The sequence below is a fragment of the Pseudomonas jessenii genome, from assembly GCF_002236115.1.
Taxonomy (GTDB): domain Bacteria; phylum Pseudomonadota; class Gammaproteobacteria; order Pseudomonadales; family Pseudomonadaceae; genus Aquipseudomonas; species Aquipseudomonas jessenii.
The window spans coordinates 135,581-159,980 of sequence record NZ_NIWT01000010.1 but is presented as its reverse complement, the minus strand read 5'-3'; the positions used below and the strand labels follow the sequence as shown (position 1 = coordinate 159,980).

The following is a 24,400-nucleotide window of genomic DNA, read 5'->3' as shown; positions in this document are numbered from 1 at the left end:
CTTTTTTCTTGCGTGGAATTTGACCCGCTGGCCTCAATAAATAAGTTGCGTGACAGATAACCTGTCGCAGAACCGGCCAGCGCTTTCCCAGTCTTAAGTACAGGCCCTTACCCGCAATGAGGTAAAGCATGAAATCGCGCATCTGGCGTTTGGCCGGTGTTGGTTTGTTGTGTGTCAGTGTCTCGGTGCAAGCGATGGCCGATGAGCCGCAAAACCGTGGCCATGATGGCGGGCAACGCGGCCAGGGTGGGCATCAGGGCGATAACCAGGGCCGTGGTGGCGGTGACCAGCCGCATCCGCAAAACGACCAGCAGCAGAATCAGCCCCGGGCGCAGAACAAGGACAACCGCCAGAAAGAGCACGGCGGCCAGAATCAACGTCAGGACAATGACCAGAGGCAGAGCCGTCCAGCGCCGGATTTCAACAACCAGGTGCGCTCGCCGCCGCCACCGCCGCAGATGCCGGCCACTGACATGCCAATCCAGCCCCGGCCCGACACCGTGCGCCAGACCCAGGAGCCGCAGCGCGGTTACTACAAGGACCAGCCACGTCGCAACGATGACAAACAGCGCTGGAGTGGTTACACCGTCGCACCGTCCTATGACAATCACGGGCAGGGGCACCCGAGTGGACGCGGCAACGGCTGGGGGCCTGGCCCCAGGTATCGTCCCGGTCAAGTGATCGACCGCTTTCCCGAGCGCGACTACCGCGTGCCTTACCGTGGCATGGATTACTTCTATTCCGGTGGCTACTGGTATCGCCCGCTGGGCCCGCGTTACGTGGTGGTGCAGCCACCGCGCGGGATTCGTGTCAGGTACCTGCCCGATTACGCCGAGCAGGTATGGATCGGCGGGGCGCTGCTGTTCCTGGCGGCCGGTTCCTATTACGCCTATCAGCAAAGCACTCAGGACTACGTCGTGGTCGAACCGCCGGTTGGCCAACCGCAACCACCCGCTGGCAACAGCGGTTATGACGTGGAGGCGTATCCAGCCAACGGTCAGTCGCCGGAGCAGGTCAGTCGGGACGGTTACGAGTGTTATCAATACGCGGTGCAGCAGAGTGGTTTCGATCCACGAACCGCCACCTACCAGCCAGACCCGTCGGTGGTGCAAGCCTACCGACAGGCCCAGGGCAACTGCCTGAGCAGTCGCGGTTATCAGGTGACTTACTGATCCCGCGCGGCTTTCACCACTTCCTGAGGGTCGGCGTGCACCAGCACTTCGGCCCGCGGGTAGGCGGTGTGAATGGCGGCGGCAGCCTGATCGCTGATGCCATGGGCAACGGATAGCGTCAGCTCCCCCGGCAGCTCCAGATGCAACTGCACAAACCACTGGTTGCCGGAGATCCGCGTGCGCAGGTCATGGGCACCCAATACTCCGGGGACGCTGCACGCCAATTCCAGCATGTGCTGGCTGACCTCCGGCGGCAGTTCTTCATCCATCAACACGGCGAAGCTCTCCCGGGCGATCTGCACCGCGCTCCACAGAATGTAGACGGCGATTCCCAGGCCGAACCAGGGGTCGACCTGATGCAGTCCAAACCCGGCCAACACCAGCGCGATCAGAATGCTGCCGTTGAGCAGCATGTCCGAGCGGTAGTGCAGGGAGTCGGCGCGCACCGCGTTGGAGCCGGTGGCCTTGACCACCCGATGTTGAAACATCAACAACGCCAGGGTCAGCACGAGGGAAAACACAATCACGCCGATACTGATCCACGGCGCGCCCACGGGCTCGGGATGCTTCAACCGATCGTAGGCCTGCAACGCGATCAGTACCGCACTGCCGCCGATGAACAACGCCTGGGCCATGCCCGCCAATGACTCGGCCTTGCCGTGCCCGTAGCGATGATCATTGTCGGCGGGGCGCAGGGCGTAATGCACCGCCAGCAGGTTGAGCAATGACGTGACGCCGTCGAGTGTCGAGTCGGTGAGCCCGGCGAGCATGCTCACCGAGCCGCTCAACCACCAGGCGATGGCTTTGGCGACGATCAGGATGCATGCCACCGCCACCGAGGCACGGGTCGCCAGCCGCAGCAGGCGGGCGTGTTCGGAGCTGGAGGTCATAGGGGCCATCGTTCCTTGAAGAGTCCTTTCGCGCGTAGGGATTTACGCGGCGGGTTGCAGGCCGAACATCGCCAGTTGCTGGGCATTGCCTTTGCTCTGGATCAGGCGTGGATCGTCCAGCGGGAAGCTGCGACCCAGTTCGCTTTCCAGAATAGTCTGCAACTTGCGGTTATCGACTTTGCCGTCGGCGCCGATGGCTTCCTTGAGTTTTTCCGGTGCAACTTGTGCGGTCTCTCCCGGCGCGTAGTAAATCGCGCCGGTGGCGAAGTCCACGGCAAACGCAATCAGGCCGGGAATGATGTAGAACAGCAGGCCCACGGCGTCGAGCGCGGCGATGGCCGGGTCGATCTTGCCTTCGATCTGGCCACGGCGATCCGGGTAGAAGATCGAACCGCAGGCGGTCACCTGAGTCAGCAAGGTTGCGACCAGAACACCGCCAATCAGGCGAAAGGGAGCACGCATATGAAATCTCCTGAGTAATCTCGAAACGAAACGTCGTCGGTATGAATTAAGACCCTGACGAACGCCTTGCAGTTCGCCGTTATACTCGCCGCTCTGTTTGGGAGCCAGCATGATTTCTTTGCCGATCGATGAAGTTTTACCCGCCTTGCGTGAAGCCCTCGCTACACGCCACGAAGCCGTGCTCGAAGCGCCGCCCGGCGCCGGTAAAACCACCCGCGTGCCTTTGGCCTTGCTCAACGAACCGTGGCTGGCCGGGCAGACCATCCTGATGCTCGAACCCCGCCGGTTGGCGGCGCGGGCGGCGGCGGAGCGGCTGGCCAGTGAACTGGGGGAGAAGGTCGGCGAAACCGTGGGCTATCGCATTCGGCTCGACAGCAAGGTCGGTCCCAACACCCGCATTGAAGTGGTCACCGAAGGCATCCTCACCCGGCGTTTGCAGGACGACCCGGCGCTTGAGGGCGTGGGCCTGCTGATCTTCGACGAATTTCATGAACGCAGTCTCGACTCGGATCTGGCCCTGGCCCTGAGCCTCAATGGCCGGGAACTGTTCCGTGACGATCAGCCGCTGAAAATCCTCTTGATGTCCGCCACGCTCGAAGGCGAACGCTTGGCCGGGTTGCTCGACGACGCGCCGATCCTGCGCAGCGAAGGGCGCATGTTCCCGGTGGCGATGCGCTGGGGCCGACCGTTCCAGTCCGGTGAATTCATCGAGCCGCGCTTGGTACAAACCATTCTTGAAGCCTTGAACGACGAAACCGGCAGTGTGTTGGTGTTCCTGCCGGGACAGGCGGAAATCCGACGTGTGCATCAGCAACTGGCCGATGCCTTGGGCGAAAACACTCAGGTTCTACTGTGCCCATTGCACGGTGAACTGGACCTCGCCGCGCAACGGGCAGCCATCGATCCGGCACCGGCGGGCAAGCGCAAAGTGGTGCTGGCCACCAACATCGCCGAAACCAGCCTGACCATCAATGGCGTGCGCGTGGTGATCGATGCCGGGCTGGCTAGGGTGCCGCGTTTCGACCCCGGCAGCGGCATGACCCGTCTCGACACCCAGCGCATTTCCAAGGCCAGCGCCACCCAGCGCGCGGGCCGGGCCGGGCGCCTGGAGCCGGGCGTGTGTTATCGCTTGTGGTCCCAGGATCAGCACGAGCAACTGGCGGCCTATGGCAGTGCGGAAATCCTTTCGGCGGACCTCGCCGGGCTGGCCTTGCAACTGGGACGTTGGGGCGTAAAACCCGAACAGTTGGTGTGGCTCGACGTGCCGCCTGCCGCCGCCTATGCACAGGCTCAAGATTTGCTGGAACGCCTCGGAGCGTTGGATGGCGAAACGCTGACCCGTCACGGTCAGGCCATGGCCGAACTGCCGGCGCATCCGCGCATCGCGCATTTGCTGTTGCGCGGCCAGGCGCTGGGACTGGCGGACATGGCCTGCGACGTCGCGGCACTGCTCGGCGAGCGCGATATCTTGCGCGGCGCCGGGGCGGACTTGCACAGCCGACTGGTATTGCTGTCTGGCGAAGAACGCGCCGCACGGGGTGCCCAGGGTGGGGTGCAGCGCGCACGGCAACTGGCGCGGCAGTATCGTGGTTACCTACGGGGCAAAGCAGCGGAGCCGGTCAGCGATCCAGATCACCCGCGCTGGCTCGGCGCGTTGCTGGCGCTGGCCTATCCCGACCGGGTCGCTCAGCAACGGCGCGCCGGTGGTGCGGAATATCGCTTGGCCAACGGACGTGCCGCACTGTTCGCCGAGGCCGATAGCCTGATGAAGCAGCCGTGGCTGGTGATCGCCGATCTGGGCAGTCGCCAGGGTCAGCGTGAGGAGCGGATTTATCTGGCGACGGACTTCGATCCGGCACTCTTCGATTCAGTGCTGGCCGAGCAGGTTCGCTGCGTCGATCAACTGGATTGGGATGAACGTGAAGGCGTACTGCGGGCCGAGCGTCAGCGCAAGGTTGGTGAGCTGATCCTCAGTCGTGAACCGCTGACCGGTCTCGATGAAACCGCCCGCAGCCAGGCGCTGGTGAACCTGGTGCGGCGCAAAGGCCTGGAGCTGTTGCCGTGGACCCCGGAGCTGCGTCAGTGGCAGGCGCGGGTCGCCTTGTTGCGGCAACTGGACTTGGCCAGCAAGGGCGAGAGCGAGTGGCCGGATGTCAGCGACGTGGCATTGCTCAAGAGTTTGGAGCACTGGCTGATGCCGTATCTGGGCAAGGTTTCGCGGCTCAGTCACTTCGCCAACCTGGATCTGTCGAGCATCGTCCACAACCTGCTGCCGTGGCCGCTGCCACAACGCTTGGACGAGCTGGCGCCCCATCATTTGAGCGTGCCGTCAGGCTCGTCGATTCGTCTGGATTACAGCGAACAGCCGCCGATTCTCGCGGTGCGCTTGCAGGAACTGTTCGGACTGGCCGAGACCCCGCGCATTGCCGGGGGGCGGCAGGTGGTCAAGCTGCACCTGTTGTCCCCGGCGCGGCGACCAGTGCAGGTGACTCAGGACCTGGCCAACTTCTGGCGCAGCACCTACGCCGAAGTGAAGAAGGATTTGAAGGGGCGTTATCCGAAGCATTATTGGCCGGATGATCCGCTGGTGGCCGAAGCAACTGCGCGGATCAAACCCCGTAAATAACGGTTAACACCGGACTCTGTGGCGAGGGGGCTTGCCCCCGTTGGACTGCGCAGCAGGCCCTGCTTTTCAGATGAAGAGTTAGGGCCGCTGCGCGACCCAGCGGGGGCAAGCCCCCTCGCCACATGAAGTTACTGCGATCTTTCGGATTTGGCGGTGAGTTGTTCGCGGCAGTAGTCCGCAAACAACTGCGCCGGTTTGGTCAGTTGCCCACGCTTGAGCCATGCCGCCACGAGCCCTGAACCGGTGACGTCTTCGGCGATGTCCACGCACACCACTTTCTGCCCGTCGTAGGTGCACTCCGAATGCGGTTTGGTCACCAGGATCGAGAACCCGAACCCCTGGCCAACCATGCCCCGCACCATCTCGATCGATGGCGAGCTGAAGGCGATGCGTGGCGTCAGGCCTAGCTCATCGAACAGGCTGACGAAGTAGGTCCGACTCGGCTGCACGTCCAGAAGAATCATTGGCTCCAGGCACAGGTCCCGCAGCGACACCTGTGCCTGCTGGGCAAAACGGTGATCGGCTGGCAGCAGCGCGTAAGGTCGTTGCGCCGGCATCAGCGGTTCGGTCTCGATGGTGCCGTCCAGATCGTGCTCGTAAAGGATCGCCAGGTCGAAAGCGCCGGAGGTCAGGCCCTGCACCAGCTCTTGTTGCTCGCCGTCGCGGATGCGGATTTCCACCCCCGGATACAACGCCGAAAATCCGGCGATCAATTGCGGCAGGTACAGCGGTGCGACGGTTTCGAAGCAGCCGATATCGATCTGCCCGGAGACCACATCGTTGTCGGCCAGGGCGTTCTGTTCGAACTCCTTGGCCATGCGCAGCAGTTCCTGGGCCTTGCGGTAGAAGCGTGCACCACTGGGGGTCAATGACACGCCCTGTGCATGGTGACGAATCAGCAGCTGCACGCCGAAGCTGTCTTCCAGCCCTTTGATGGCCGTGGAGATCGAGGGCTGGGCGATGTACAGCTTGCGCGAGGCCTCGGCCACGCTGCCGCACTCGACGGTGGTGATGAAGTATTTCAGTTGACGCAGATTGTAGGCAGCCACAGCGAACCTCGGGGGGAGAACGGATCAGGCATCCTGGCAATTTGCGCGCCACCCCTATCCGCTCGGGTAGCGATTTGTTGTGGTTGAACAATAACCACATGCTGCGCCAGAAGGGAGATTGGCTACGTAGTTTTTTCTTGGCCTGCGAACACATTTTTACTGGTTTTCCACCGCTTGGGCCTGAGCGACTATCCAATACACAAGAATGTCCTCTGGAGCATCTGAACGTGTTCGAGCTTGAGTATTGGCAACGCAAGGCCGCTTCCCTGCGGTTTCCCGACCAGGCCGTGATCGACGGCCAGTGCCGCCCGGCGCAGTCGGGGCAGACTTTCGCCGCGATCAACCCCGCCACCGGCCAATGCCTGGCCAACGTTGCCGCCTGCGGCGAAGAAGACGTGAACGCGGCGGTACACAATGCGCGGCAGGTTTTCGAGGAAGGCACCTGGGCTGCGCGCTCACCGACCGAACGCAAGCAAGTACTGTTGCGCCTGGCCGATTTGATCCTCGAAAACCGTGAAGAACTGGCGCTGCTCGACTCGCTGAACATGGGCAAGCCCGTCGCGGATGCCTACAACATCGACGTGTCGGGTGCCGCGGGAGTATTCCGCTGGTACGCCGAAAGCCTCGACAAACTCTACGATCAGGTCGCGCCGAGTGCGCAGAACGTGCTGGCAACCATTACTCGCGAAGCCCTGGGCGTGGTGGCTGCGGTGGTGCCGTGGAATTTCCCTCTGGACATGGCGGCGTGGAAACTCGCCCCAGCCCTGGCCGCCGGTAACTCGGTGATCCTCAAGCCTGCCGAACAGTCGCCGTTTTCTGCCCTGCGCCTGGCTGAGCTGGCGCTGGAAGCCGGTGTACCTGCGGGTGTGCTGAACGTGCTGCCGGGGCTCGGCGAGCAGACCGGCAAGGCCCTCGGCCTGCACCCGGACGTCGATTGCCTGGTGTTCACCGGCTCCACCGAGGTCGGCAAATATTTCATGCAGTACTCGGCGCAATCGAACCTCAAGCAGGTGTGGCTTGAGTGCGGCGGCAAGAGCGCCAACCTGGTGTTTGCCGATTGTCAGGATCTGGACCTGGCGGCCGAGAAAGCCGCGTTCGGTATCTTCTTCAATCAGGGCGAAGTCTGCTCGGCCAACTCGCGGTTGCTGGTGCAGCGCTCGATCCATGACGAGTTTGTCGAACGCCTCAAAGCCCAGGCCGAACGCTGGTTGCCGGGCGATCCGCTGGACCCGTCGAGCGCCGCCGGGGCCATCGTCGACAGCCGTCAGACCGCGCGCATCATGAAGTTCATCCAGCAAGCCGAACAGCAAGGCGCGACCAGGATCTGTGGCGGTCGGCAGTCGATCATCAACGGCTCGGACAACTTCATCCAGCCGACGATTTTCACCGGCGTGACGCCGGACATGCCGCTGTTTCGCGATGAAGTATTCGGCCCGGTTCTGGCCGTCACGGCGTTCGACGACGAGGCCCACGCCTTGCAATTGGCCAACGACAGTGTCTACGGTCTGGCGGCTTCGCTGTGGACCGACGACCTCAACCGCGCCCACCGTGTGGCGCGACAATTGCGGGCCGGTACGGTGTCGGTCAACAGCGTCGATGCGCTGGACGTGACCGTGCCTTTTGGCGGTGGCAAGCAGTCGGGTTTCGGCCGCGACCTGTCCCTGCATTCATTCGATAAATACACCCAGTTGAAGACCACCTGGTTTCAATTGCGCTGATAACAAAACGGAGAACTGGCGATGACCACACCACGTGATACCCGCGACTACCAGGCCGCCGACGCTGCGCACCACATCCATGCGTTCGTCGATCAGAAAGCCCTCAATGACGAGGGGCCACGGGTGATGGTCCGTGGCGAGCGCCTGCACCTGTGGGACAACGATGGCCGGCGTTACCTCGACGGCATGTCCGGGTTGTGGTGCACCAACCTCGGTTACGGGCGCAAGGACCTGGCCGCCGCGGCGAGCCGGCAGCTGGAACAGCTGCCGTACTACAACATGTTTTTCCACACCACCCACCCGCAGGTGATCGAGCTGTCCGAGCTGCTGTTCAGCCTGCTGCCGGCTCACTACAGCCACGCGATCTACACCAACTCAGGCTCTGAAGCCAACGAGGTGTTGATCCGCACGGTGCGTCGTTACTGGCAGGTGCTCGGCAAGCCCGAGAAGAAAATCATGATCGGCCGCTGGAACGGTTACCACGGTTCGACCCTGGCCGCGACGGCGCTGGGCGGCATGAAGTTCATGCACGAAATGGGCGGCATGATTCCGGACATCGAGCATATCGACGAGCCGTACTTCTTCGCCCACGAAGGCAACCTGACTCCGGCCGAATTCGGTCTGCGCGCGGCGCAGCAACTGGAAGCGAAGATCCTCGAACTGGGTGCTGACAAGGTCGCGGGCTTTATCGCCGAACCGTTCCAGGGCGCCGGCGGCATGATCTTCCCGCCGGAAAGCTACTGGCCGGAAATCCAGCGCATCTGCCGCAAGTACGATGTGCTGCTGTGCGCCGATGAGGTGATCGGCGGCTTCGGTCGCACCGGCGAATGGTTCGCCCACGAGTACTTCGGTTTCGAGCCGGACACCCTGTCCATCGCCAAGGGCCTGACCTCGGGCTACATCCCCATGGGCGGCTTGATCCTGTCGAAGAAAATGGCCTCGGTGCTGGTGGATCAGGGCGGTGTGTTTGCCCACGGCCTGACCTATTCCGGACACCCGGTGGCGGCGGCTGTGGCGATTGCCAACCTCAAGGCCCTGCGCGATGAAGGCGTGGTGACGCGGGTCAAGGATGACATCGGCCCGTACCTGCAACAGTGCCTGCGCGAAGTGTTCGGTAAGCACCCGCTGGTGGGTGACATCCAGGGCACCGGCATGGTTGCGGCGCTGCAACTGGCCGAAGACAAAACCAGCCGCAAGCGTTTTGCCAATGAGAACGACATTGCGTGGCGTTGCCGTACGATCGGTTTTGAAGAGGGCGTGATCATTCGCTCGACCTTGGGCCGGATGATCATGGCGCCGGCGTTGATTGCCAGCCGTGAAGAGATTGATGAGCTGATCGCCAAGACCTTGAAAGCGGTGGATCGTACGGCGCAGGAGTACGGCTGGCTCTGACATTTGTAGCGTTCTTGCGGGCCTCTTCGCGGGCAAGCCCGCTCCCACAGGTTATGTGTAATGCCCAAATATTGTGGCTGGCACAAACCCTGTGGGAGCGAGCTTGCTCGCGATAGCTATTGCTCAAACAACACATTTCCCAAGTCTTGCTCTCACCCTGTGCATCCCCGCCCACAGCGCCCTTTCGCGGTGCGCGCTAACGAGTTTTTTCATCGTTCGCATCCACATATTTCCTCATTTTCCTAATCCCGCCCTTGGGCCAACATCGATCTCGCCAGCCCACCGAACGCTGCCCGCCGAAGGGTCCCCGAGAGACCACAGGTTGCAGCCGATTCAGGGCTCGCCGTACTGCCCATGACAAAACTAAATCAACAGCTTTGGGAGTGCTCCATGATCAAGTCCTTGCTTACCCGCGTTGCCCATCCACTGGCGGTCACCGCCATCGCCGCGACGGTCGCCACCAGCGCCCAGGCCGGCACCCTGTCCATCGGTCATACCACCTGGGTCGGCTACGGCACCCTGTACCTGGCCAAGGACCTTGGCTACTTCAAGGAAAACGGTTTGACCGTCGAATTGCCGGTGGTCGAGGAAGCGGCGATGTACATGGCCGCACAAGCTTCCGGCGAGTTGTCCGGCTCGGCGTCGACCATCGATGAGGTGCTCAAGTACCGTCCGCAATTCTGCTTCAAGGCCGTGGCCGCGCTGGACGACAGCCATGGTGGCGACGGTGTGCTGGTGGGCAAGGACGTCAAGAGCCTGCAGGAACTCAAGGGCAAGGCCGTTGCGGTCAACGAAGGTTCAACCTCGCAGTTCTGGCTGTCCTATCTGCTGAAAAAACACGGCATGAGCATGAGCGACATCACCGTGCAGAACATGACGGCCGACGACGCCGCCACCGCGTTCATCGCCGGTCGCGTACCGGCCGCCGTGACCTGGGAGCCGCACCTGTCGATGGTTCGCGACAAGAAGCAGGGCAAGGTGCTGATCGACAGCAGCAGCACACCGGGGGTGATTGTCGATGTGGTCGCACTGAACTGCAGCGTGATCGAAAAACAGCCTGAAGACGTCAAGGCCCTGGTGGCCGGTTTGTACAAAGCTGTGCAGTACACCAAGGATCATCCACAGGAAGCCTACAAAATCATGGCCAAGGGTGTCGGCGGTTACCTGGCCGATCCGAAGGAAATGGAAGCGGCCGCACAGGGCGTGCGTTTCTACGATCAGGCCATGAGCGAAAAACTGCTGGGCTCGCCGGGTAAACCGGGTGACAGCGCACCGCTGATCAAGCTGGCCAACGAGACCGCCAGCGAGCTGCAAGGCAAGCCCTACAACGTCAGCAATGACGACCTGATCGACAACCACTTCGTCACCCCGCTCTAGGAGGCTGCATGTTCAAGCGCAATTCATGGCTGAGCCGCTGCATCACGCCCAAGACCGGATTACCGGTCTCGGTGATCTGGAGCGCGAGTGGCCTGGCCTGGGTGCTGTTGGTCGGCCTGTGGGCCGGGTTGTCCTACGGTGGCGTGGTGCCGGGCATGTTCCTGCCGACGCCGGGCGCGGTGGTCGAGGCCGCCGTGCGGTTAGGCCGCGACGGCACCCTTGGCCAACATGTGTGGGCCAGTGTCGAAGTGGTGATGGTCGGTTTCATCGTGTCGTCCCTGGTGGCGGTGCCCCTGGGCTTGTTGATGGGCAGCTTTCGCATCGTCCAGGCCTTCCTTGAGCCGCTGGTGAATTTCATTCGCTACCTGCCGGTGACCTCGTTCGTGCCGCTGTTCATCCTGTGGATCGGCATCGGTCTGGAGCAACGGGTGTCGGTGATCATTTTCGGCGTGTTCTTCCAGCAACTGGTGATGATCGCGGACGTGTCCAAAGGCATCTCCAAGGACCTGATCAACGCCTCCTACACCCTTGGCTCGAACCGTCGTGACGCGGTGCTGCATGTGATTGCCCCGGCGTCCTTGCCGGGCGTGCTCGACACCCTGCGGGTGACCATGGGCTGGGCCTGGACTTACCTGGTGGTGGCTGAACTGGTGGCCGCATCCAGTGGCCTGGGTTACCTGAGCCTCAAGGCCATGCGTGGCTTCCAGGTGGATGTGATTTTCCTCGCCATCGCGATCATCGGCCTGCTGGGCCTGGTCACCGATCAACTGTTCCGTTTCCTACGTCTGAGGATCACCGCATGGGCTCAGTAACCGCCGCCACTCATCGTTTTGTCGCCCCTCAGGCTGCCCCGGTGAACGCCCCCCGGCTGAAGGTGGACAAGGTCAGCCTGAGTTACAAGAAACCCGATGGCGGTACCTTTACCGCGTTAGAGGAAGTGTCGTTCGAAGTGCCGGACCAGCAATTTGCCGTACTGGTGGGGCCTTCCGGTTGCGGCAAGTCGAGCCTGCTGTATCTCACCGCCGGCCTGGCCGAACCGACCTCGGGCGAGATTTACGTTGGCGGCCAGCAGGTCGAAGGCCCCGGCGCGGACCGCGGCATGGTGTTCCAGAGCTACACGCTGTTCCCGTGGCTGACAGTGCGCCAGAACGTCGAGTTCGGCCTCAAGCGGCGTGGCATGCCGGCGGCGCAACGCAAGGACATCGTCGATTACTACGTGAACGAAGTGGGCCTGAGCGGCTTTGCCGACAACTACGCCAAACAGTTGTCCGGCGGGATGATGCAACGTGTCGCCATTGCCCGCGCACTGGCCAATGACCCGCAGATCCTGCTGATGGACGAACCCTTCGGCGCTCTCGACAGCCAGACGCGCCTGCAAATGCAGCAGCTGTTGCTGCGGGTGTGGGGCAACAGCAAGAAGACTGTGTTGTTCGTGACCCACGACATCGACGAGGCGATTCTGCTGGGCGACCGGGTGTATGTGATGGGTGCCAGGCCGGGGCGGATCAAGCAGATTCTGGATGTGCCGATCGAGCGTCCACGCAACCTGGACATGGTCATGGAGCGCTCGTTCATCGAGATGAAGCGCGAGATCTTCGGGCTGCTGCATGATGATCTGGAAGAGGTGCATTAAACCCGATTCCAGCCCGTGCACCATCCCTGTGGGAGCGAGCTTGCTCGCGATTGCGATTTGTCATTCAGCATTGATGTCGACTGACACGACGCCATCGCGAGCAAGCTCGCTCCCACAGGTTTTGTGTTTGGCTGGAGTGAGGTGTCAGGGCACAGCTGGCAACAGAAACCGCGCAATCACCGGCAGGTGATCGGAGATGCGCAATGTATCGTCCTGCCGCACCATCGCCTCCACCCGTTTGATCCGTGGGCTGTAGAACAGGTAGTCGACGGTCCGGTCCGGGCCGTTCAGTCCGGGATCGTTCGGGTAGTGGGTCAGCCAGCGCTCGCGGTCGATACCACTGGCTTCGTTGTTGGTCGGGATCATCGGGTACTTGTCCCACAGCAGGTGTAACAGGCTGTCGGCGGAGTAGGGCGCGCGTTGTGCATCGGGCAGGCGCTGATACTGGCCCAGCGGCAGCAGGTTGAAATCCCCACCGATCAACCACGGCGTGCCACGGCTTTCGAGTTTATCGAGGGCCCTGGCCACGGCGTTCACCTGTTTTTGCAAGGTGTTGTCGGCTCGATTGGCGCGCTCCAGATGGGTATTGAGCACCGCTATTTGCCCGCCATCACTCAATGGCAGGTAGCTCACCAGCAAGGCGTCTCTGGGTTTGAATTGGCGGCTGACCGGATTGCCCGAGGCGACTGGCAGTTGCAGCCGTTCGGCATGTTCGATCCGGTAACGGCTCAGGGTTGCCAGTTGCCGGCCGACACTGCCGAAGATGTACGGATTCGGCACGAAGTCGGCCTTCCAGTCGAACGCGCTGGTGCCACACGGATACAAGTCGGCGAGCCGCTCCTGCAGCAGCTTGAACTGGTGCTGGTAATCGCTGGCCTTGGCGCCGTCGTCCAGTTCCTGCAACAACACGATGTCCGGTTGTTCGTCGCGAATCACCCGCGACACTTCGTCAAGGCTGAAAGCCATGTCTTCCGCTGTGGGACGTTCGTCGGTGCCCGCGGCCAGGTCATTCCAGAATACGTAGCGCTTGCCGGCCAGGTACTGGACGTTCCAGGTCATCACCTTCAACGCCTGCCCGGGGACCAGGGAGGGGGCCTGGGCACTGCAACTGACGGGCAACAATTCTTTGGCATCGGGGCGCCAGGTCAGGCTGTAGATCATCGCGGCGATCAGGCCGATCACGATCAGCAGGCCCGGCAGGATGTAGCGCAGTAGACGGGTCATGGCTCGGCTTATTAGCGTTACAGGATTGTTCCCGAGCATACCCGAGAGCGAGGGTCGCGCCTAAGGTCAGAGCGAGTTGTCATTTCTTTCAGGCAACGGGTTGATCAGCATGAACAGTCGGAACAGCACCACGCTGGTAAACAGCTGCAGGAAACTGTGTGCGCTGTCGATCAGCATGGATACCACCGGGTTCTGAGGTTCGGGGTACGCCGCCAGCGTCACGCCTTTGAGCAGCCACAACGGCCCCATCACACACAGAATGCACAGCAGGATGCGCAAGAAATGCCCTTGGGTCATGCGCAGGCTTTCCTTCATGGCCGCCAGTGGCGCCAGGCCGCGCAACACCAGCAGGTATTCGCCAAACGCCAGGGTCACCATCAGGTAGATACCCGGCAGGAAATACAGCGACAGGCCCAGCAGAATCAGCACGGTATTGAGCGCGGTCAGCAGGGCGAAGCGCGGCCACAGGCTCGCCGCCATCGCCAGCAGGTCGCGGTTGCGCGGCGACTCGCCGCGGCTGCGGGCGTCGAGAAACAGGATCAGCGCGGCGGTGTACAGCGGGTACACCAGCAAGCCGACTATCACGCTGATGCCGGGGAAACTGTCCGGCTCGGTGGAGTGGTCGACCACTTGTTGCAGCAGCGCCTCAAGCATCACCAGCGGCAGGCACAGCTGCACGATCTGGCCCAGATTGCGCTTGAAGAAATACAGCGAGTCACGCAGGACATCTAACGGATTCATCAGTGGGTATCGCAGGTTGGAAGCAGTGGCTCACTTTAACCGATCAAGCGCTCGTAGACGCAAACGTAAACGTTCGGTAAATGTCATTGAAACATCTTGTTTCAGCCTCCATTAAGGTCGGGCACCTTATCCTCATTGGATAAAGGCAACGATTTTCCCGGCAATCTACGAGGTCGCCATGAACAGCGAAGAACAAACCCTGATCGATGGACTGTTTTCCCGGCTGCAGCAGGCCGAAACGGACTCAGCCCCGCGCGACGCCCAGGCCGAGGCGCGGATCAAGGAACACCTGACGCGCCAGCCCGCAGCAGGTTATTTCATGACCCAGGCGATTCTGGTGCAAGAGGCGGCGATCAAGAGCCTCGATGAACAGAACAGGCAACTGACCCAGCAAGTCCAGCAGTTGCAGGCCGAACTGCAACAGGCCAAGGCCCAGGCGACCCCGGCTCCAGCGCCGAGCAGCGGTGGCTTTTTGTCGAGCATCTTTGGCGGCAACTCTCGTGAGCCACAGCCTGCACCCATCCAGAGCTCACCACCCTCGAGCGGTGGCTGGCGCGAGCCGGGACGCTCGTCGTTCGGTTCGCAACCGCCACAGCAGAGCTTCGGCGCGCCGCCGCAGAACTTTCCCCAGCAGGGCTATGCACCACAGCAACAGGCTCCGGCAGCGGCCGGCAGCAGTTTCCTCGGTGGTGCGCTGAAAACCGCCGCAGGCGTGGCGGGTGGCGTGATGCTGGCACAAGGCATCAGCAGCCTGTTCCATCACAATCAGCAACCGGAAGTCGTCGAAGTCATCAAGGAAGAGCCGGCCCAGGTCAACGACCAGGGCAACAATGGCTGGGGCGATGACCAGCGCATGGCCGGTAACGACTCCTACAGCAACGATCAGGGCGGGTTCAGCGACGCTGACTACAGCGATGACTCGTTATTCGGCGACGACGATTCCTTCGTCTGATACGCCATTCGTCCGGAGCGCAACCGCGCCCCGGGCCGATTATTCGCGGAACAATCCTCAGGGCTGGCATACTGGGCGACTTTTCGGGCCTGGTGCCTGATTCAGCCCTGAGGAAAGCCGGTGAAAAAAATCGCAGTGTTCGCCGATGTCCAGAACCTCTACTACACCGTGCGTCAGGCTTATGGTTGTCACTTCAACTACGCCGCACTGTGGGCTGACATCAGCAAGCAGGGCGAGATCGTCGAAGCCTACGCCTATGCCATCGACCGTGGCGACAGCAAACAGCAGCAGTTCCAACAGATCCTGCGCAACCTCGGTTTCACCGTGAAGCTCAAACCCTATATCCAGCGCAGCGATGGCTCAGCCAAGGGCGATTGGGACGTGGGCATCACCCTCGACATCATGGATGCCGCCGACCATGTCGATGAAATCGTCCTGGCCTCCGGCGACGGTGATTTCGACATGCTGCTCGAACGCATTATCAGCAAACACGGCGTACAAGCAGTGGCTTACGGCGTGCCGGGCCTGACCGCCAACTCGCTGATACGCGCCGCCAGCCGCTACGTGCCGATCGAAGGCGCGTTGCTGCTCAAGAATTGATTTTTACGGAGTTGAACCAGGTTTGGAACGCATCGCAGTCATCGACTTTGAAACCACCGGGATCTCACCGAGCAGCAGTTGCCGGGCCACGGAAATCGCCGTGGTGATCCTTGAACAGGGGCGCATCGTCGAGCGTTACCAAAGCCTGATGAATGCCGGCGTGCGCGTCCCGGCCTTCATCGAACAACTCACCGGCATCAGCAACTCCATGCTGCGCACCGCGCCGTCGGCGGAGCAGGTGATGAACGAAGTGAATGAATTCGTCGGCTGCACGCCGTTGCTCGCGCACAACGCCGCGTTCGACCAGAAGTTCTGGGACTTCGAACTGGGGCGAATCAAACGCACCCGCCTGCAGAACTTTGCCTGCTCGCTGCTGCTGGCTCGCCGCCTGATGCCCGCCGCGCCGAACCACAAACTCGGCACCCTCACCACGTTCGCCAACCTGCCCCACACCGGCAAGGCCCACCGGGCCATGGCCGACGCCGAGATGGCGGCCAACCTTACGGCACATCTGGCCGAAGAGTTGCGCCAGAAACACGGCTTGCGCGAGCTGTCCCATGACTTGCTGTGCAAGTTGCAGAAAGTGCCGGCGGCGAAGGTAAACGAACACCTCAAGCGCTATCGCTGATCCCGAAAACACCGCAAGTCCCCTGTAGGAGCGAGCCCGCTCGCGATGAACCCGAGAACAACACGGGGTGTCAGGTTTCCCGCGTTATCGTTGGCGACCATCGCGAGCAAGCTCGCTCCTACAGAAAAGTTATTTGCCGTTCGCCTCCAACTGCCCCAGCGGCACCCGCTTCTCTATCGCACTCGACAACACAATCGACGTCTTGCTGAACCCGAACGTGGCGATCCGGTTGATCAGCTCTTCCAGCTCCGGCATCGAGCCCACCGCCGCTTGCATGATCACGCAGGGATCGCCGGTCACCCGATGGCATTCGGTCAATTGCGGGATTTTGATCAGGTCGTTGTAGGCTTTCTGGTTGCCGTGCTGGTTCAGGCGCAGTTCGATCACGCACTGGATCGGCAGGCCGAGCTTGGCCATGTCGACTTTTGCCTGATAGCCGGTGATCACGCCGCTGGCTTCGAGCTTGGCCACGCGCTCGGCCACAGCCGGGGCGGACAGGTTGACCTTGCGCGCCAGGTCCGCGTAGGACGCGCGACCATTTTCCAGCAGGGCGCTGAGCAGCATGCGGTCGTACTTATCCATCGGGGTGACTCCTGAAAATAGCCAACTTTCGAAATCACGGTTTATAGCGCTGAACTCCGTGTTTTGAAAAGTGTACCGGCGCTTTAAACAGGTTTTGTAACTTATTTTCCGGCGCTAGCCTTTCTAGAATAGCCGTTCACTTGTACTTGCCTGTGAGCTGCCTCCATGTCCGGCTTTCGTCGCTTTCCTTTACCCTTGATCGCTGCCTTCTTCGCCTTGTATGTGATTTGGGGCTCGACCTACCTGGTGATCCGCATCGGCGTGGAGTACTGGCCGCCGTTGTTGCTCGCCGGTATCCGTTTCGTCATTGCCGGGACTTTGATGTACGCCTTTCTGCGCTGGCGCGGGGCGCCGGCGCCGACCTGGGCACAGTGGAAGGCTGCCGGGATCATTGGCGTATTGCTGCTGGCGTGCGGTAACGGAGCGGTCAGCGTGGCCGAACACACCGGCGTGGCTTCTGGAGTGGCCGCTTTGGCGGTGGCAACGGTGCCGCTGTTTACCTTGCTCTGTGGCTATTTCTGGGGCGCGCGTAATACCCGTCTCGAATGGGCTGGCGTTGCGCTCGGAATGATCGGCATCGTCATGCTCAACCTCGGCTCCAACCTGCAATCGAGCCCGTTGGGTGCAGCCCTGCTGATTTTTGCGGCGGCCACCTGGGCCTTCGGCTCGGTGTGGAGCAAGCATTTACCGTTGCCTCAAGGGGCGATGGCCAGTGCCGTGGAAATGCTGGTGGGTGGCGTGGTGTTGCTGATCGGCAGTGCGGTCAGCGGTGAGCATCTGGACAAGGTTCCGCCGATTGAAGGCTGGGCTGCGCTGGCGTACCTGACTGTGTTCGGTTCGATCATCGCCTTCAACGCCTACATGTACCTGTTGAAGCACGTGCGTCCGGCCGCTGCCACCAGTTATGCCTACGTCAACCCGGCGGTGGCGGTGTTGCTGGGGATCGTGTTTGTCGGTGAGACCATTGGAGTCGAGGAAGCACTGGCCATGCTGGTGATTATCAGTGCCGTGGTGCTGATTGGCTTGCCGCAGTGGCGTCGTAAGCCGCAGCAGCCGGTGGAGAAGGTCGTGCCGACGGTAGTGCCGACAGAATCCCGTGTGAATTAGGGTAAACTGCGCGCCATTGCACTCTTGTTTCGCACAACCGCGCTGAATTTTCCTACGGTACTCCCATGACTTTCGCCACCCTTGGCCTGATCGAACCCTTGCTGCGCTCTCTCGAGAAGCTCGGCTACCAGACTCCGACGCCGGTTCAGGCGCAAGCCATTCCGGCAGTGCTGGCCGGTCGTGACCTGATGGCCGCGGCCCAGACCGGTACCGGCAAGACCGCCGGTTTCGCCCTGCCGCTGCTGCAACTGCTGGCCATGGAAGGGCCGAAAGTCACCGCCAACTCGGTTCGCGCACTGATCCTGGTGCCGACCCGCGAGCTGGCCGAGCAGGTTCACGAAGCCGTGCGCCAGTACGCCGAAAACCTGCCATTGCGCACTTACGCGGTGTACGGCGGCGTCAGCATCAACCCGCAAATGATGAAGCTGCGCAGTGGCGTCGACTTGCTGGTAGCGACTCCGGGCCGCTTGCTCGACCTGTTCCGCCAGAACGCGCTGAAGTTCAACCAGCTGCAAACCCTGGTGCTGGACGAAGCCGACCGCATGCTCGACCTGGGCTTTTCCGAGGAGCTGGCGAACATTTACCGTGCGCTGCCGAAGAAACGTCAGACGTTGCTGTTCTCCGCAACCTTCTCCGATGACATCCGCCTGCTGGCCGGGCAGATGCTCAACGATCCGCTGACTATCGAAGTCAGCCCGCGCAACGTCGCAGCCAATACGGTCAAGCAATGGATCGTGACGGTGGACAAGAAGCGCAAGCCGGAACTGTTCGTGCACCTGATGCGCAAGGGCAAGTGGAAGCAGGTGCTGGTGTTCGCCAAGACCCGCAACGGCGTGGACGCGCTGGTGGAGAAACTTCAGGGTCTGGGCATCAACGCCGACGGCATCCACGGCGACAAACCCCAGGCGACCCGCCAGCGTGCGCTGGACCGCTTCAAGGCGAGTGAAGTGCAGATCCTGGTCGCTACCGACGTGGCAGCCCGTGGCCTGGACATCGAAGACCTGCCGTTGGTGGTCAACTTCGACTTGCCGATCGTCGCTGAGGATTACATCCACCGCATCGGTCGTACCGGTCGCGCGGGTTCGACCGGCGAGGCGATTTCCCTGGTCTGCGCCGATGAAGTGAATCTGCTGTCGGCCATCGAGATGCTGACCCGCCAGACTTTGAAGCGGCAGAACGAGCCGGACTTCGAACCCGAGCACCGCGTGCCGGACACCGATGCCAGTGGCCAGGTCGTCAAAAAGCCGAAAAAACCGAAGAAGCCCAAGGCTTCCGGTGGTGGCGGTGGTAAACGCAATCTGGGTCGGTGGGTTGATAGCGGTGAGGTTGCGCCGGCGGAGCCTTCGATCAAGCCTGTGCGCAAGGTGCCGGTGTTCAATACCGGGCCGCGTAAGCGTAAGCCTTGATTAACTTCGGCGTCTGTTAAGCCGCCATCGCGAGCAAGCTCGCTCCCACAGGGGATTTGTGATCGACACAATTCCAATGTGGGAGCGAGCTTGCTCGCGATGGGCGCGCTGCGGTCTTCAATCTTTGCGCTGTAACCACTCCACCATCCCCAACCCCGCCGCTCGTCCACTGGCGAAACACGCGGTCAGCAGATAGCCACCGGTCGGCGCTTCCCAATCGAGCATTTCCCCGGCGCAGAACACGCCAGGCAGTTGCTTGAGCATCAATTGTTCATCCATCGCCTCGAACAACACCCCGCCAGCGCTGCTGATCGCCTCGTCCAGTGGACGGGTTTTCACCAGTGTCAGTGGCAATGCCTTGATCGCGTTGGCCAGCAAGGCCATGTCGGCAAAGCAGTCGGCGCTGGTCAGTTCTCGCAATAGCGCCGCTTTGACCCCATCGATGCCCAACTGACTGTGCAGGTGCTTGGCCATGGAGCGCGATCCCCGGGGTTTGCTCAACGCCGCTGCAACTTTATCCACAGGCCGGCCCGGCAACAGGTCCAGATGAATGGTTGCCGAGCCGTGCCGGTTGATTGCCTCGCGGATGGGTGCCGACAGGGCGTAGATCAGACTGCCTTCAATTCCGGTGGCGGTAATCACACATTCGCCGAGTCGCGGCACGTCATCGTTAAGGCCGATGGCGATGTTTTTCAGCGGCGCGCCAGCGAATTTGCTGACCATCAATTCGCTCCAGGCCTGCACCTCGAAGCCGCAATTACTGGGTTGCAACGGCGCCAGTCCTACGCCGCGTTGCTCCAGTGGCAGCATCCACGCGCCGTCCGAACCCAGGCGCGACCAACTGCCGCCACCGAGGGCGAGCAGGGTGGCATCGGCTTGCACGGTTGTTTCGCCTTCCGGGCTGTCGATACGCAATCCGCCACGCTCGTCCCATCCGAGCCAGCGGTGGCGGGTGTGGATAACTACGCCACTGTCGCGCAGGCGTTTGAGCCAGGCGCGCAGTAGCGGTGCGGCCTTCATGTCGGTGGGGAATACCCGGCCGGAGCTGCCGACGAAGGTCTCGATGCCCAGTTCATGAATCCACTGACACAACGCTTCGGCGCCGAAGCCGCGCAGCAGCGGGGCGATCTGCGGGGCGCGTTCGGCGTAGCGTGAGAGAAATGCCGGGTAGGCTTCGGAGTGCGTGATGTTCATGCCGCCGACGCCGGCCAGGAGGAATTTTCGCCCCACTGAAGGCATACCGTCGTACAGGTCGACCTTGATCCCGGCCTGGCTCAACACTTCGGCCGCCATCAGACCGGCGGGGCCGCCGCCGATGATGGCGACGCGGGAAGGGGAGGAGGTCGAAGATCGGGTCATGGAGTGCGCTGCGGTTTTGGCGAATGAAGCCGGGCATTCTATCAGCCCAGACCTCTGTAGGAGCGAGCCTGCTCGCGATGCTCTTGAACGATTACGCGGGAAACCGGATGCCCGGCGGCGACGTTGCGTTTTTCGCGAGCAGGCTCGCTCCTACAGGGATCTTTGGTGAATTCGAGGGTTGGTTAAAAAACAATCAGCGCTCTGTAGCTCAAGCTCCGCATGGGCTGCAGGCCCTTTCACTCAGGTTATCCACAGGCAGCTCCACAGGCATTGTGGGTAAAGCATCCACAGCTCAGTGACAACCTGATGACTGCCAGACGCGCTGCGCGCTGTGATGGAGGATGCCGTGTCGGCGGGCCAGGGCCTGGCGGTCCTTGCTGTAGCCGCCGCCGATTACCCCGACCACCGGAATGTCACGGCCCAGGCAATGGCGCATCACGCTTTCATCGCGGGCGGCGACGCCTTCGTCTGTCAGCTTCAGATAACCCAGGGCGTCGTCCTTATGCACATCGACCCCGGCGTCATACAGCACCAGATCCGGTTGGTAGAGCGGCAGCAGGTAGTTGAGTGCATCGTCCACCACCTTCAGGTAGTCGGCATCGCCCATGCCTTTGGGCAGTGGAATGTCCCAATCACTTTCGGCCTTGCGTGCGGGAAAGTTCTTCTCGCAGTGCAGGGAAACGGTCACCGCTTCCGGGGTGTTATGAAGTATTCGTGCAGTCCCGTCGCCCTGATGCACGTCGCAATCGAAGATCAGCACGCGGTTCACCCGACCACTTTCCAGCAGGTAATGGCTGATCACCGCCAGGTCATTGAAGATGCAGAACCCGGCCGGGTAATCGTAGTGCGCATGGTGGGTGCCGCCCGCGAGGTGGCAGGCCAGACCATGCTCCAGCGCCTGCTCGGCCGCCAGCAACGAGCCGCCCACCGCCCGTACCGTGCGTCGGGCCAGGGCTTCGTTCCAGGGCAGGCCGAGGCGGCGCTGGTCTTCGCGGGATAATTCGCCACTCATGTAACGCTCGATATACGAAGGGTCATGGGCGAGGGCGAGAATCTCTGCGGGACACAGGTCCGGGCGCAGCAGATCGGCGTCGCGGGTCAGGCCGCTGCCCACCAGGTGATCGCGCAACAGGCGGAACTTGTCCATGGGGAAGCGGTGATCCGCCGGAAACTCTGGACTGTAGTCTTCGTGATAAATCAGCGGCAGTGGCATGGTCATTTCATGTAGGAATGAGAGACGGATCCTACCAGCGTTGTAGACTGGCGACATTGAAATGGAGGGGCGGGGCACGATGGAGCCAATACTGGAACTTGAAAGCGCTCGGCTGCTGTTGCGCCAGTGGCGCGATGAAGATTTACCTGACTTTGCGGCGATGTGCGCCGATCTGCAGGTGATGCGCTATTTCCCGGCAGCCTTGAGTCGGCTGGAGAGCGCCTCATTGATCGGGCGAATCCGTGGTCATTTCGCCGAGCATGGTTTCGGCCTATGGGCTCTGGAACGCAAGGACACCGGCCAATTCATCGGTTTTACCGGGCTCGGTGTGGTCGGTTTCGACGCGCCTTTCACCCCAGCCACGGAAATCGGCTGGCGCCTGGCCCGCGAGCACTGGGGGTTGGGTTACGCCAGTGAAGCGGCGTGGACCGCTCTGCGCTGCGGGTTTGACCGTTTGCTGCTGAGCGAAGTCGTGTCCTTTACCGCTGACAGTAACCTGCCGTCGCAGAAAGTCATGCAGGCGATTGGCATGCATCACGATCCGGCCGATGACTTCGATCATCCCAAGCTCTCCGTCGATCATCCCCTGCATCACCACGTGTTGTACCGCATCAGCCGTGAACAATGGCTGCAAACCTTGCATGGATAACCTGACACGGACGTTTACAATGGACCACATGTTGGCCCGGGCCAGAAACTGAATCGACCGCCGCAGCCAAGACTGCGCGGTATTGCGTTGTGTGAGGAGAGTCTGAATGAGCCAAGTGTTGGAAGATCTGGTCGACCTGCTGACGCTGGAGCCGATCGAAGAAAACCTGTTCCGTGGCCGTAGCCAGGACCTGGGTTTTCGTCAGCTGTTCGGTGGTCAGGTGCTCGGTCAGTCGCTGTCGGCGGCCAGTCAGACGGTTGAAGAGGCGCGCCATGTGCATTCGATGCACGGCTATTTCCTGCGCCCGGGCGATGCCGGGTTGCCGGTGGTGTATCAGGTTGACCGGGTGCGTGACGGTGGCAGTTTCAGCACGCGTCGGGTGACGGCGATCCAGAAGGGCCACCCGATATTCACGTGCAGTGCGTCGTTCCAGTACGACGAAGAAGGCTTTCAGCACCAGACCGAAATGCCGCAAGTGGTCGGTCCGGAAAACCTGCCATCGGAACTGGAAATCACCCAGCAGCGCGCGCACCTGATTCCCGAGAAAATGCGCGAAAAACTGCTGTGCCCGAAGCCGATCGAATTTCGCCCGGTGACCGAGAAAGATCCCTACAACCCGCTGCCCTCCGATCCGGTCAAGTACGTCTGGTTCCGCGCCGACGGGGCGCTGGCCGATTCGCCGGCGCTGCATAAATATCTGCTGGCCTATGCATCGGACTTCGGTCTGCTGGTTACCTCGATGCAGCCCCACGGCAAGTCGGTGTGGCACAAGGACATGCAGGTCGCCAGCCTCGATCACGCGCTGTGGTTCCACCAGGATCTGCGTGCCGATGACTGGTTGCTCTATGCGATGGACAGTCCGTGGGCGGGCAATTCCCGTGGCTTCTCCCGTGGCAGCGTGTTCAACCGCGCCGGGCAACTGGTGGCCTCGGTCACCCAGGAAGGCTTGATCCGTCACCGCAAGGATTGGGCATGAGCCTGGCCGACGTGCGTCACTGGGTGTTCGACATGGACGGCACCCTGACGGTGGCCGTGCACGACTTCGCGGCGATTCGCGTGGCGTTGGCGATTCCTGCCGAACACGACATCCTGACCCACCTCGCCGCACTGCCGGCCGATGAAGCCGCAGCCAAACATGCATGGCTGCTGGAGCACGAGCGGGACCTGGCCCTTGGTTCGCAACCGGCGCCGGGCGCGGTGGAACTGGTGCGCGAACTGGCCGGGCGTGGTTATCGCCTGGGCATTCTCACGCGCAACGCCCGGGAGCTGGCGCATGTCACGCTGGAGGCCATTGGCCTGGCCGACTGCTTTGCGCTGGAGGATGTGTTGGGCCGCGATGATGCTCCGCCCAAGCCGCATCCGGGCGGGTTGCTGAAACTGGCCGAAGCATGGAAGGTGCCGGCGAGCGAGATGGTGATGGTCGGTGATTACCGCTTCGATCTCGATTGTGGGCGGGCGGCGGGAGCGCGGACTGTGTTGGTGAATCTGCCGGATAATCCATGGCCGGAATTGACCGATTGGCATGCGGCGGATTGTGTCGAGTTACGGCAGATGCTTTCAGCCTGATCAGGTGGTTGCCTGGTAAATCGCCATCGCGAGCAGGCTCGCTCCCACAATGAT

Annotated in this window: 23 protein-coding genes; 15 read left to right on the top strand and 8 right to left on the bottom strand. The window is 61.8% G+C overall.

Translation table 11 applies throughout. The features are described from left to right. Positions 1-128: 128 nt before the first annotated feature. A complete protein-coding gene (locus PSJE_RS29220; RefSeq protein WP_090451580.1) occupies positions 129-1,172 on the top strand; it encodes a DUF6515 family protein in 1,044 nt (347 codons plus the stop codon). Here PSJE_RS29220 and PSJE_RS29215 read toward each other — a convergent pair. Further along, the gene (locus PSJE_RS29215; RefSeq protein ID WP_057713176.1) at positions 1,166-2,062 is read right to left on the bottom strand and encodes a cation diffusion facilitator family transporter; all 897 of its coding nucleotides are present in this window, start codon (positions 2,060-2,062) and stop codon (positions 1,166-1,168) included. The genes PSJE_RS29220 and PSJE_RS29215 overlap by 7 nt on opposite strands. A 42-nt stretch (positions 2,063-2,104) precedes the next feature. Next, entirely contained in the window at positions 2,105-2,524 is a 420-nt protein-coding gene (locus PSJE_RS29210; protein WP_057713177.1) for a hypothetical protein, read from the bottom strand. A gap of 109 nt (positions 2,525-2,633) precedes the next feature. Between PSJE_RS29210 and hrpB the strand changes: the two genes are divergently transcribed. Further along, positions 2,634-5,150: an ATP-dependent helicase HrpB gene (hrpB, locus tag PSJE_RS29205; RefSeq protein WP_090451578.1), complete on the top strand. Its 2,517-nt coding sequence runs from the start codon at positions 2,634-2,636 to the stop codon at positions 5,148-5,150. A 128-nt stretch (positions 5,151-5,278) separates the two neighbouring features. Here hrpB and PSJE_RS29200 read toward each other — a convergent pair whose 3' ends face one another. After that, on the bottom strand, positions 5,279-6,199 hold the full coding sequence (locus tag PSJE_RS29200) for a LysR family transcriptional regulator (protein WP_057713179.1): 921 nt from the start codon (positions 6,197-6,199) through the stop codon (positions 5,279-5,281). A 227-nt stretch (positions 6,200-6,426) separates the two neighbouring features. Between PSJE_RS29200 and PSJE_RS29195 the strand changes: the two genes are divergently transcribed. The 5 genes from PSJE_RS29195 (at position 6,427) to PSJE_RS29175 (ending at position 12,319) form a co-directional block, all read left to right on the top strand. Continuing rightward, a complete protein-coding gene (locus PSJE_RS29195; protein ID WP_090451576.1) occupies positions 6,427-7,917 on the top strand; it encodes an aldehyde dehydrogenase in 1,491 nt (496 codons plus the stop codon). 21 nt (positions 7,918-7,938) lie between these two features. Continuing rightward, on the top strand, positions 7,939-9,309 hold the full coding sequence (locus PSJE_RS29190) for an aspartate aminotransferase family protein (protein ID WP_090451574.1): 1,371 nt from the start codon (positions 7,939-7,941) through the stop codon (positions 9,307-9,309). Positions 9,310-9,699: 390 nt separating this feature from the next. Then, the gene (locus PSJE_RS29185; RefSeq protein WP_090451572.1) at positions 9,700-10,686 is read left to right on the top strand and encodes an ABC transporter substrate-binding protein; all 987 of its coding nucleotides are present in this window, start codon (positions 9,700-9,702) and stop codon (positions 10,684-10,686) included. A gap of 8 nt (positions 10,687-10,694) precedes the next feature. Then, entirely contained in the window at positions 10,695-11,498 is an 804-nt protein-coding gene (locus tag PSJE_RS29180; RefSeq protein ID WP_007990681.1) for an ABC transporter permease, read from the top strand. Continuing rightward, on the top strand, positions 11,486-12,319 hold the full coding sequence (locus tag PSJE_RS29175; RefSeq protein ID WP_090451570.1) for an ABC transporter ATP-binding protein: 834 nt from the start codon (positions 11,486-11,488) through the stop codon (positions 12,317-12,319). Before PSJE_RS29180 ends, PSJE_RS29175 begins: the two co-directional genes overlap by 13 nt. 144 nt (positions 12,320-12,463) lie before the next feature. On the opposite strand, the gene PSJE_RS29165 is transcribed toward PSJE_RS29175, so the two are convergent. Both PSJE_RS29165 and PSJE_RS29160 read right to left on the bottom strand, forming a co-directional pair. Beyond that, positions 12,464-13,543, bottom strand: a complete 1,080-nt coding sequence (locus tag PSJE_RS29165) for an endonuclease/exonuclease/phosphatase family protein (RefSeq protein WP_090451566.1) — start codon at positions 13,541-13,543, stop codon at positions 12,464-12,466. A 66-nt stretch (positions 13,544-13,609) separates the two neighbouring features. After that, positions 13,610-14,284, bottom strand: a complete 675-nt coding sequence (locus PSJE_RS29160) for a YciC family protein (protein ID WP_057713185.1) — start codon at positions 14,282-14,284, stop codon at positions 13,610-13,612. 178 nt (positions 14,285-14,462) lie between these two features. Here PSJE_RS29160 and PSJE_RS29155 point away from each other — a divergent pair, with 178 nt between their 5' ends. The 3 genes from PSJE_RS29155 to PSJE_RS29145 all read left to right on the top strand — a co-directional run bounded on the left by PSJE_RS29155 (position 14,463) and on the right by PSJE_RS29145 (position 16,464). Continuing rightward, positions 14,463-15,236 carry a DUF2076 domain-containing protein gene (locus PSJE_RS29155; protein ID WP_090451564.1) on the top strand — a complete coding sequence of 258 codons (774 nt, stop codon included), beginning with the start codon at positions 14,463-14,465 and terminating at the stop codon, positions 15,234-15,236. 120 nt (positions 15,237-15,356) lie between these two features. Further along, entirely contained in the window at positions 15,357-15,836 is a 480-nt protein-coding gene (locus PSJE_RS29150) for a LabA-like NYN domain-containing protein (protein ID WP_007990686.1), read from the top strand. Between the two features lie 22 nt (positions 15,837-15,858). Next, positions 15,859-16,464: a 3'-5' exonuclease gene (locus PSJE_RS29145; protein ID WP_090451563.1), complete on the top strand. Its 606-nt coding sequence runs from the start codon at positions 15,859-15,861 to the stop codon at positions 16,462-16,464. Positions 16,465-16,593: 129 nt separating this feature from the next. Here PSJE_RS29145 and PSJE_RS29140 read toward each other — a convergent pair whose 3' ends face one another. Then, positions 16,594-17,046, bottom strand: a complete 453-nt coding sequence (locus PSJE_RS29140; protein ID WP_090451562.1) for an Lrp/AsnC family transcriptional regulator — start codon at positions 17,044-17,046, stop codon at positions 16,594-16,596. Between the two features lie 165 nt (positions 17,047-17,211). On the opposite strand from PSJE_RS29140, the gene yedA reads away from it, so the two are divergent. Further along, the gene (gene yedA, locus PSJE_RS29135) at positions 17,212-18,153 is read left to right on the top strand and encodes a drug/metabolite exporter YedA (RefSeq protein ID WP_090451560.1); all 942 of its coding nucleotides are present in this window, start codon (positions 17,212-17,214) and stop codon (positions 18,151-18,153) included. A gap of 65 nt (positions 18,154-18,218) precedes the next feature. Continuing rightward, the gene (gene rhlE1, locus PSJE_RS29130) at positions 18,219-19,559 is read left to right on the top strand and encodes an RNA helicase RhlE1 (RefSeq protein ID WP_090451558.1); all 1,341 of its coding nucleotides are present in this window, start codon (positions 18,219-18,221) and stop codon (positions 19,557-19,559) included. 117 nt (positions 19,560-19,676) lie between these two features. Here rhlE1 and PSJE_RS29125 read toward each other — a convergent pair whose 3' ends face one another. Together PSJE_RS29125 and PSJE_RS29115 are read right to left on the bottom strand one after the other, a co-directional pair. Then, complete coding sequence (locus PSJE_RS29125) at positions 19,677-20,918, bottom strand: TIGR03862 family flavoprotein (RefSeq protein WP_090451557.1); 1,242 nt, start codon at positions 20,916-20,918, stop codon at positions 19,677-19,679. A 292-nt stretch (positions 20,919-21,210) separates the two neighbouring features. After that, on the bottom strand, positions 21,211-22,131 hold the full coding sequence (locus PSJE_RS29115) for a histone deacetylase family protein (protein ID WP_090451553.1): 921 nt from the start codon (positions 22,129-22,131) through the stop codon (positions 21,211-21,213). Between the two features lie 79 nt (positions 22,132-22,210). Between PSJE_RS29115 and PSJE_RS29110 the strand changes: the two genes are divergently transcribed. The 3 genes from PSJE_RS29110 to PSJE_RS29100 all read left to right on the top strand — a co-directional run bounded on the left by PSJE_RS29110 (position 22,211) and on the right by PSJE_RS29100 (position 24,346). Continuing rightward, a complete protein-coding gene (locus PSJE_RS29110; protein WP_090451551.1) occupies positions 22,211-22,780 on the top strand; it encodes a GNAT family N-acetyltransferase in 570 nt (189 codons plus the stop codon). A 106-nt stretch (positions 22,781-22,886) separates the two neighbouring features. Next, positions 22,887-23,756 (top strand): acyl-CoA thioesterase II, encoded by an 870-nt coding sequence (tesB, locus tag PSJE_RS29105; RefSeq protein WP_090451550.1) that lies wholly within the window; start codon positions 22,887-22,889, stop codon positions 23,754-23,756. Continuing rightward, the gene (locus tag PSJE_RS29100) at positions 23,753-24,346 is read left to right on the top strand and encodes an HAD family hydrolase (RefSeq protein WP_008052432.1); all 594 of its coding nucleotides are present in this window, start codon (positions 23,753-23,755) and stop codon (positions 24,344-24,346) included. The genes tesB and PSJE_RS29100 overlap by 4 nt, the downstream gene beginning before the upstream one ends. Positions 24,347-24,400: the final 54 nt, after the last annotated feature.

Excerpts from the sequence above, each read along its gene's own strand:
- PSJE_RS29100 (WP_008052432.1), top strand. The coding sequence starts at position 23,753 with ATGAGCCTGGCCGACGTGCGTCACTGGGTGTTCGACATGGACGGCACC.
- PSJE_RS29160 (WP_057713185.1), bottom strand. The coding sequence starts at position 14,284 with ATGAATCCGTTAGATGTCCTGCGTGACTCGCTGTATTTCTTCAAGCGC.
- PSJE_RS29175 (WP_090451570.1), top strand. The coding sequence starts at position 11,486 with ATGGGCTCAGTAACCGCCGCCACTCATCGTTTTGTCGCCCCTCAGGCT.
- rhlE1 (WP_090451558.1), top strand. The coding sequence starts at position 18,219 with ATGACTTTCGCCACCCTTGGCCTGATCGAACCCTTGCTGCGCTCTCTC.
- PSJE_RS29215 (WP_057713176.1), bottom strand. The coding sequence starts at position 2,062 with ATGACCTCCAGCTCCGAACACGCCCGCCTGCTGCGGCTGGCGACCCGT.
- PSJE_RS29220 (WP_090451580.1), top strand. The coding sequence starts at position 129 with ATGAAATCGCGCATCTGGCGTTTGGCCGGTGTTGGTTTGTTGTGTGTC.
- PSJE_RS29210 (WP_057713177.1), bottom strand. The coding sequence starts at position 2,524 with ATGCGTGCTCCCTTTCGCCTGATTGGCGGTGTTCTGGTCGCAACCTTG.
- PSJE_RS29115 (WP_090451553.1), bottom strand. The coding sequence starts at position 22,131 with ATGCCACTGCCGCTGATTTATCACGAAGACTACAGTCCAGAGTTTCCG.
- hrpB (WP_090451578.1), top strand. The coding sequence starts at position 2,634 with ATGATTTCTTTGCCGATCGATGAAGTTTTACCCGCCTTGCGTGAAGCC.
- PSJE_RS29185 (WP_090451572.1), top strand. The coding sequence starts at position 9,700 with ATGATCAAGTCCTTGCTTACCCGCGTTGCCCATCCACTGGCGGTCACC.
- PSJE_RS29180 (WP_007990681.1), top strand. The coding sequence starts at position 10,695 with ATGTTCAAGCGCAATTCATGGCTGAGCCGCTGCATCACGCCCAAGACC.
- PSJE_RS29140 (WP_090451562.1), bottom strand. The coding sequence starts at position 17,046 with ATGGATAAGTACGACCGCATGCTGCTCAGCGCCCTGCTGGAAAATGGT.
- PSJE_RS29165 (WP_090451566.1), bottom strand. The coding sequence starts at position 13,543 with ATGACCCGTCTACTGCGCTACATCCTGCCGGGCCTGCTGATCGTGATC.
- PSJE_RS29190 (WP_090451574.1), top strand. The coding sequence starts at position 7,939 with ATGACCACACCACGTGATACCCGCGACTACCAGGCCGCCGACGCTGCG.
- PSJE_RS29155 (WP_090451564.1), top strand. The coding sequence starts at position 14,463 with ATGAACAGCGAAGAACAAACCCTGATCGATGGACTGTTTTCCCGGCTG.
- PSJE_RS29110 (WP_090451551.1), top strand. The coding sequence starts at position 22,211 with ATGGAGCCAATACTGGAACTTGAAAGCGCTCGGCTGCTGTTGCGCCAG.
- yedA (WP_090451560.1), top strand. The coding sequence starts at position 17,212 with ATGTCCGGCTTTCGTCGCTTTCCTTTACCCTTGATCGCTGCCTTCTTC.
- tesB (WP_090451550.1), top strand. The coding sequence starts at position 22,887 with ATGAGCCAAGTGTTGGAAGATCTGGTCGACCTGCTGACGCTGGAGCCG.
- PSJE_RS29125 (WP_090451557.1), bottom strand. The coding sequence starts at position 20,918 with ATGACCCGATCTTCGACCTCCTCCCCTTCCCGCGTCGCCATCATCGGC.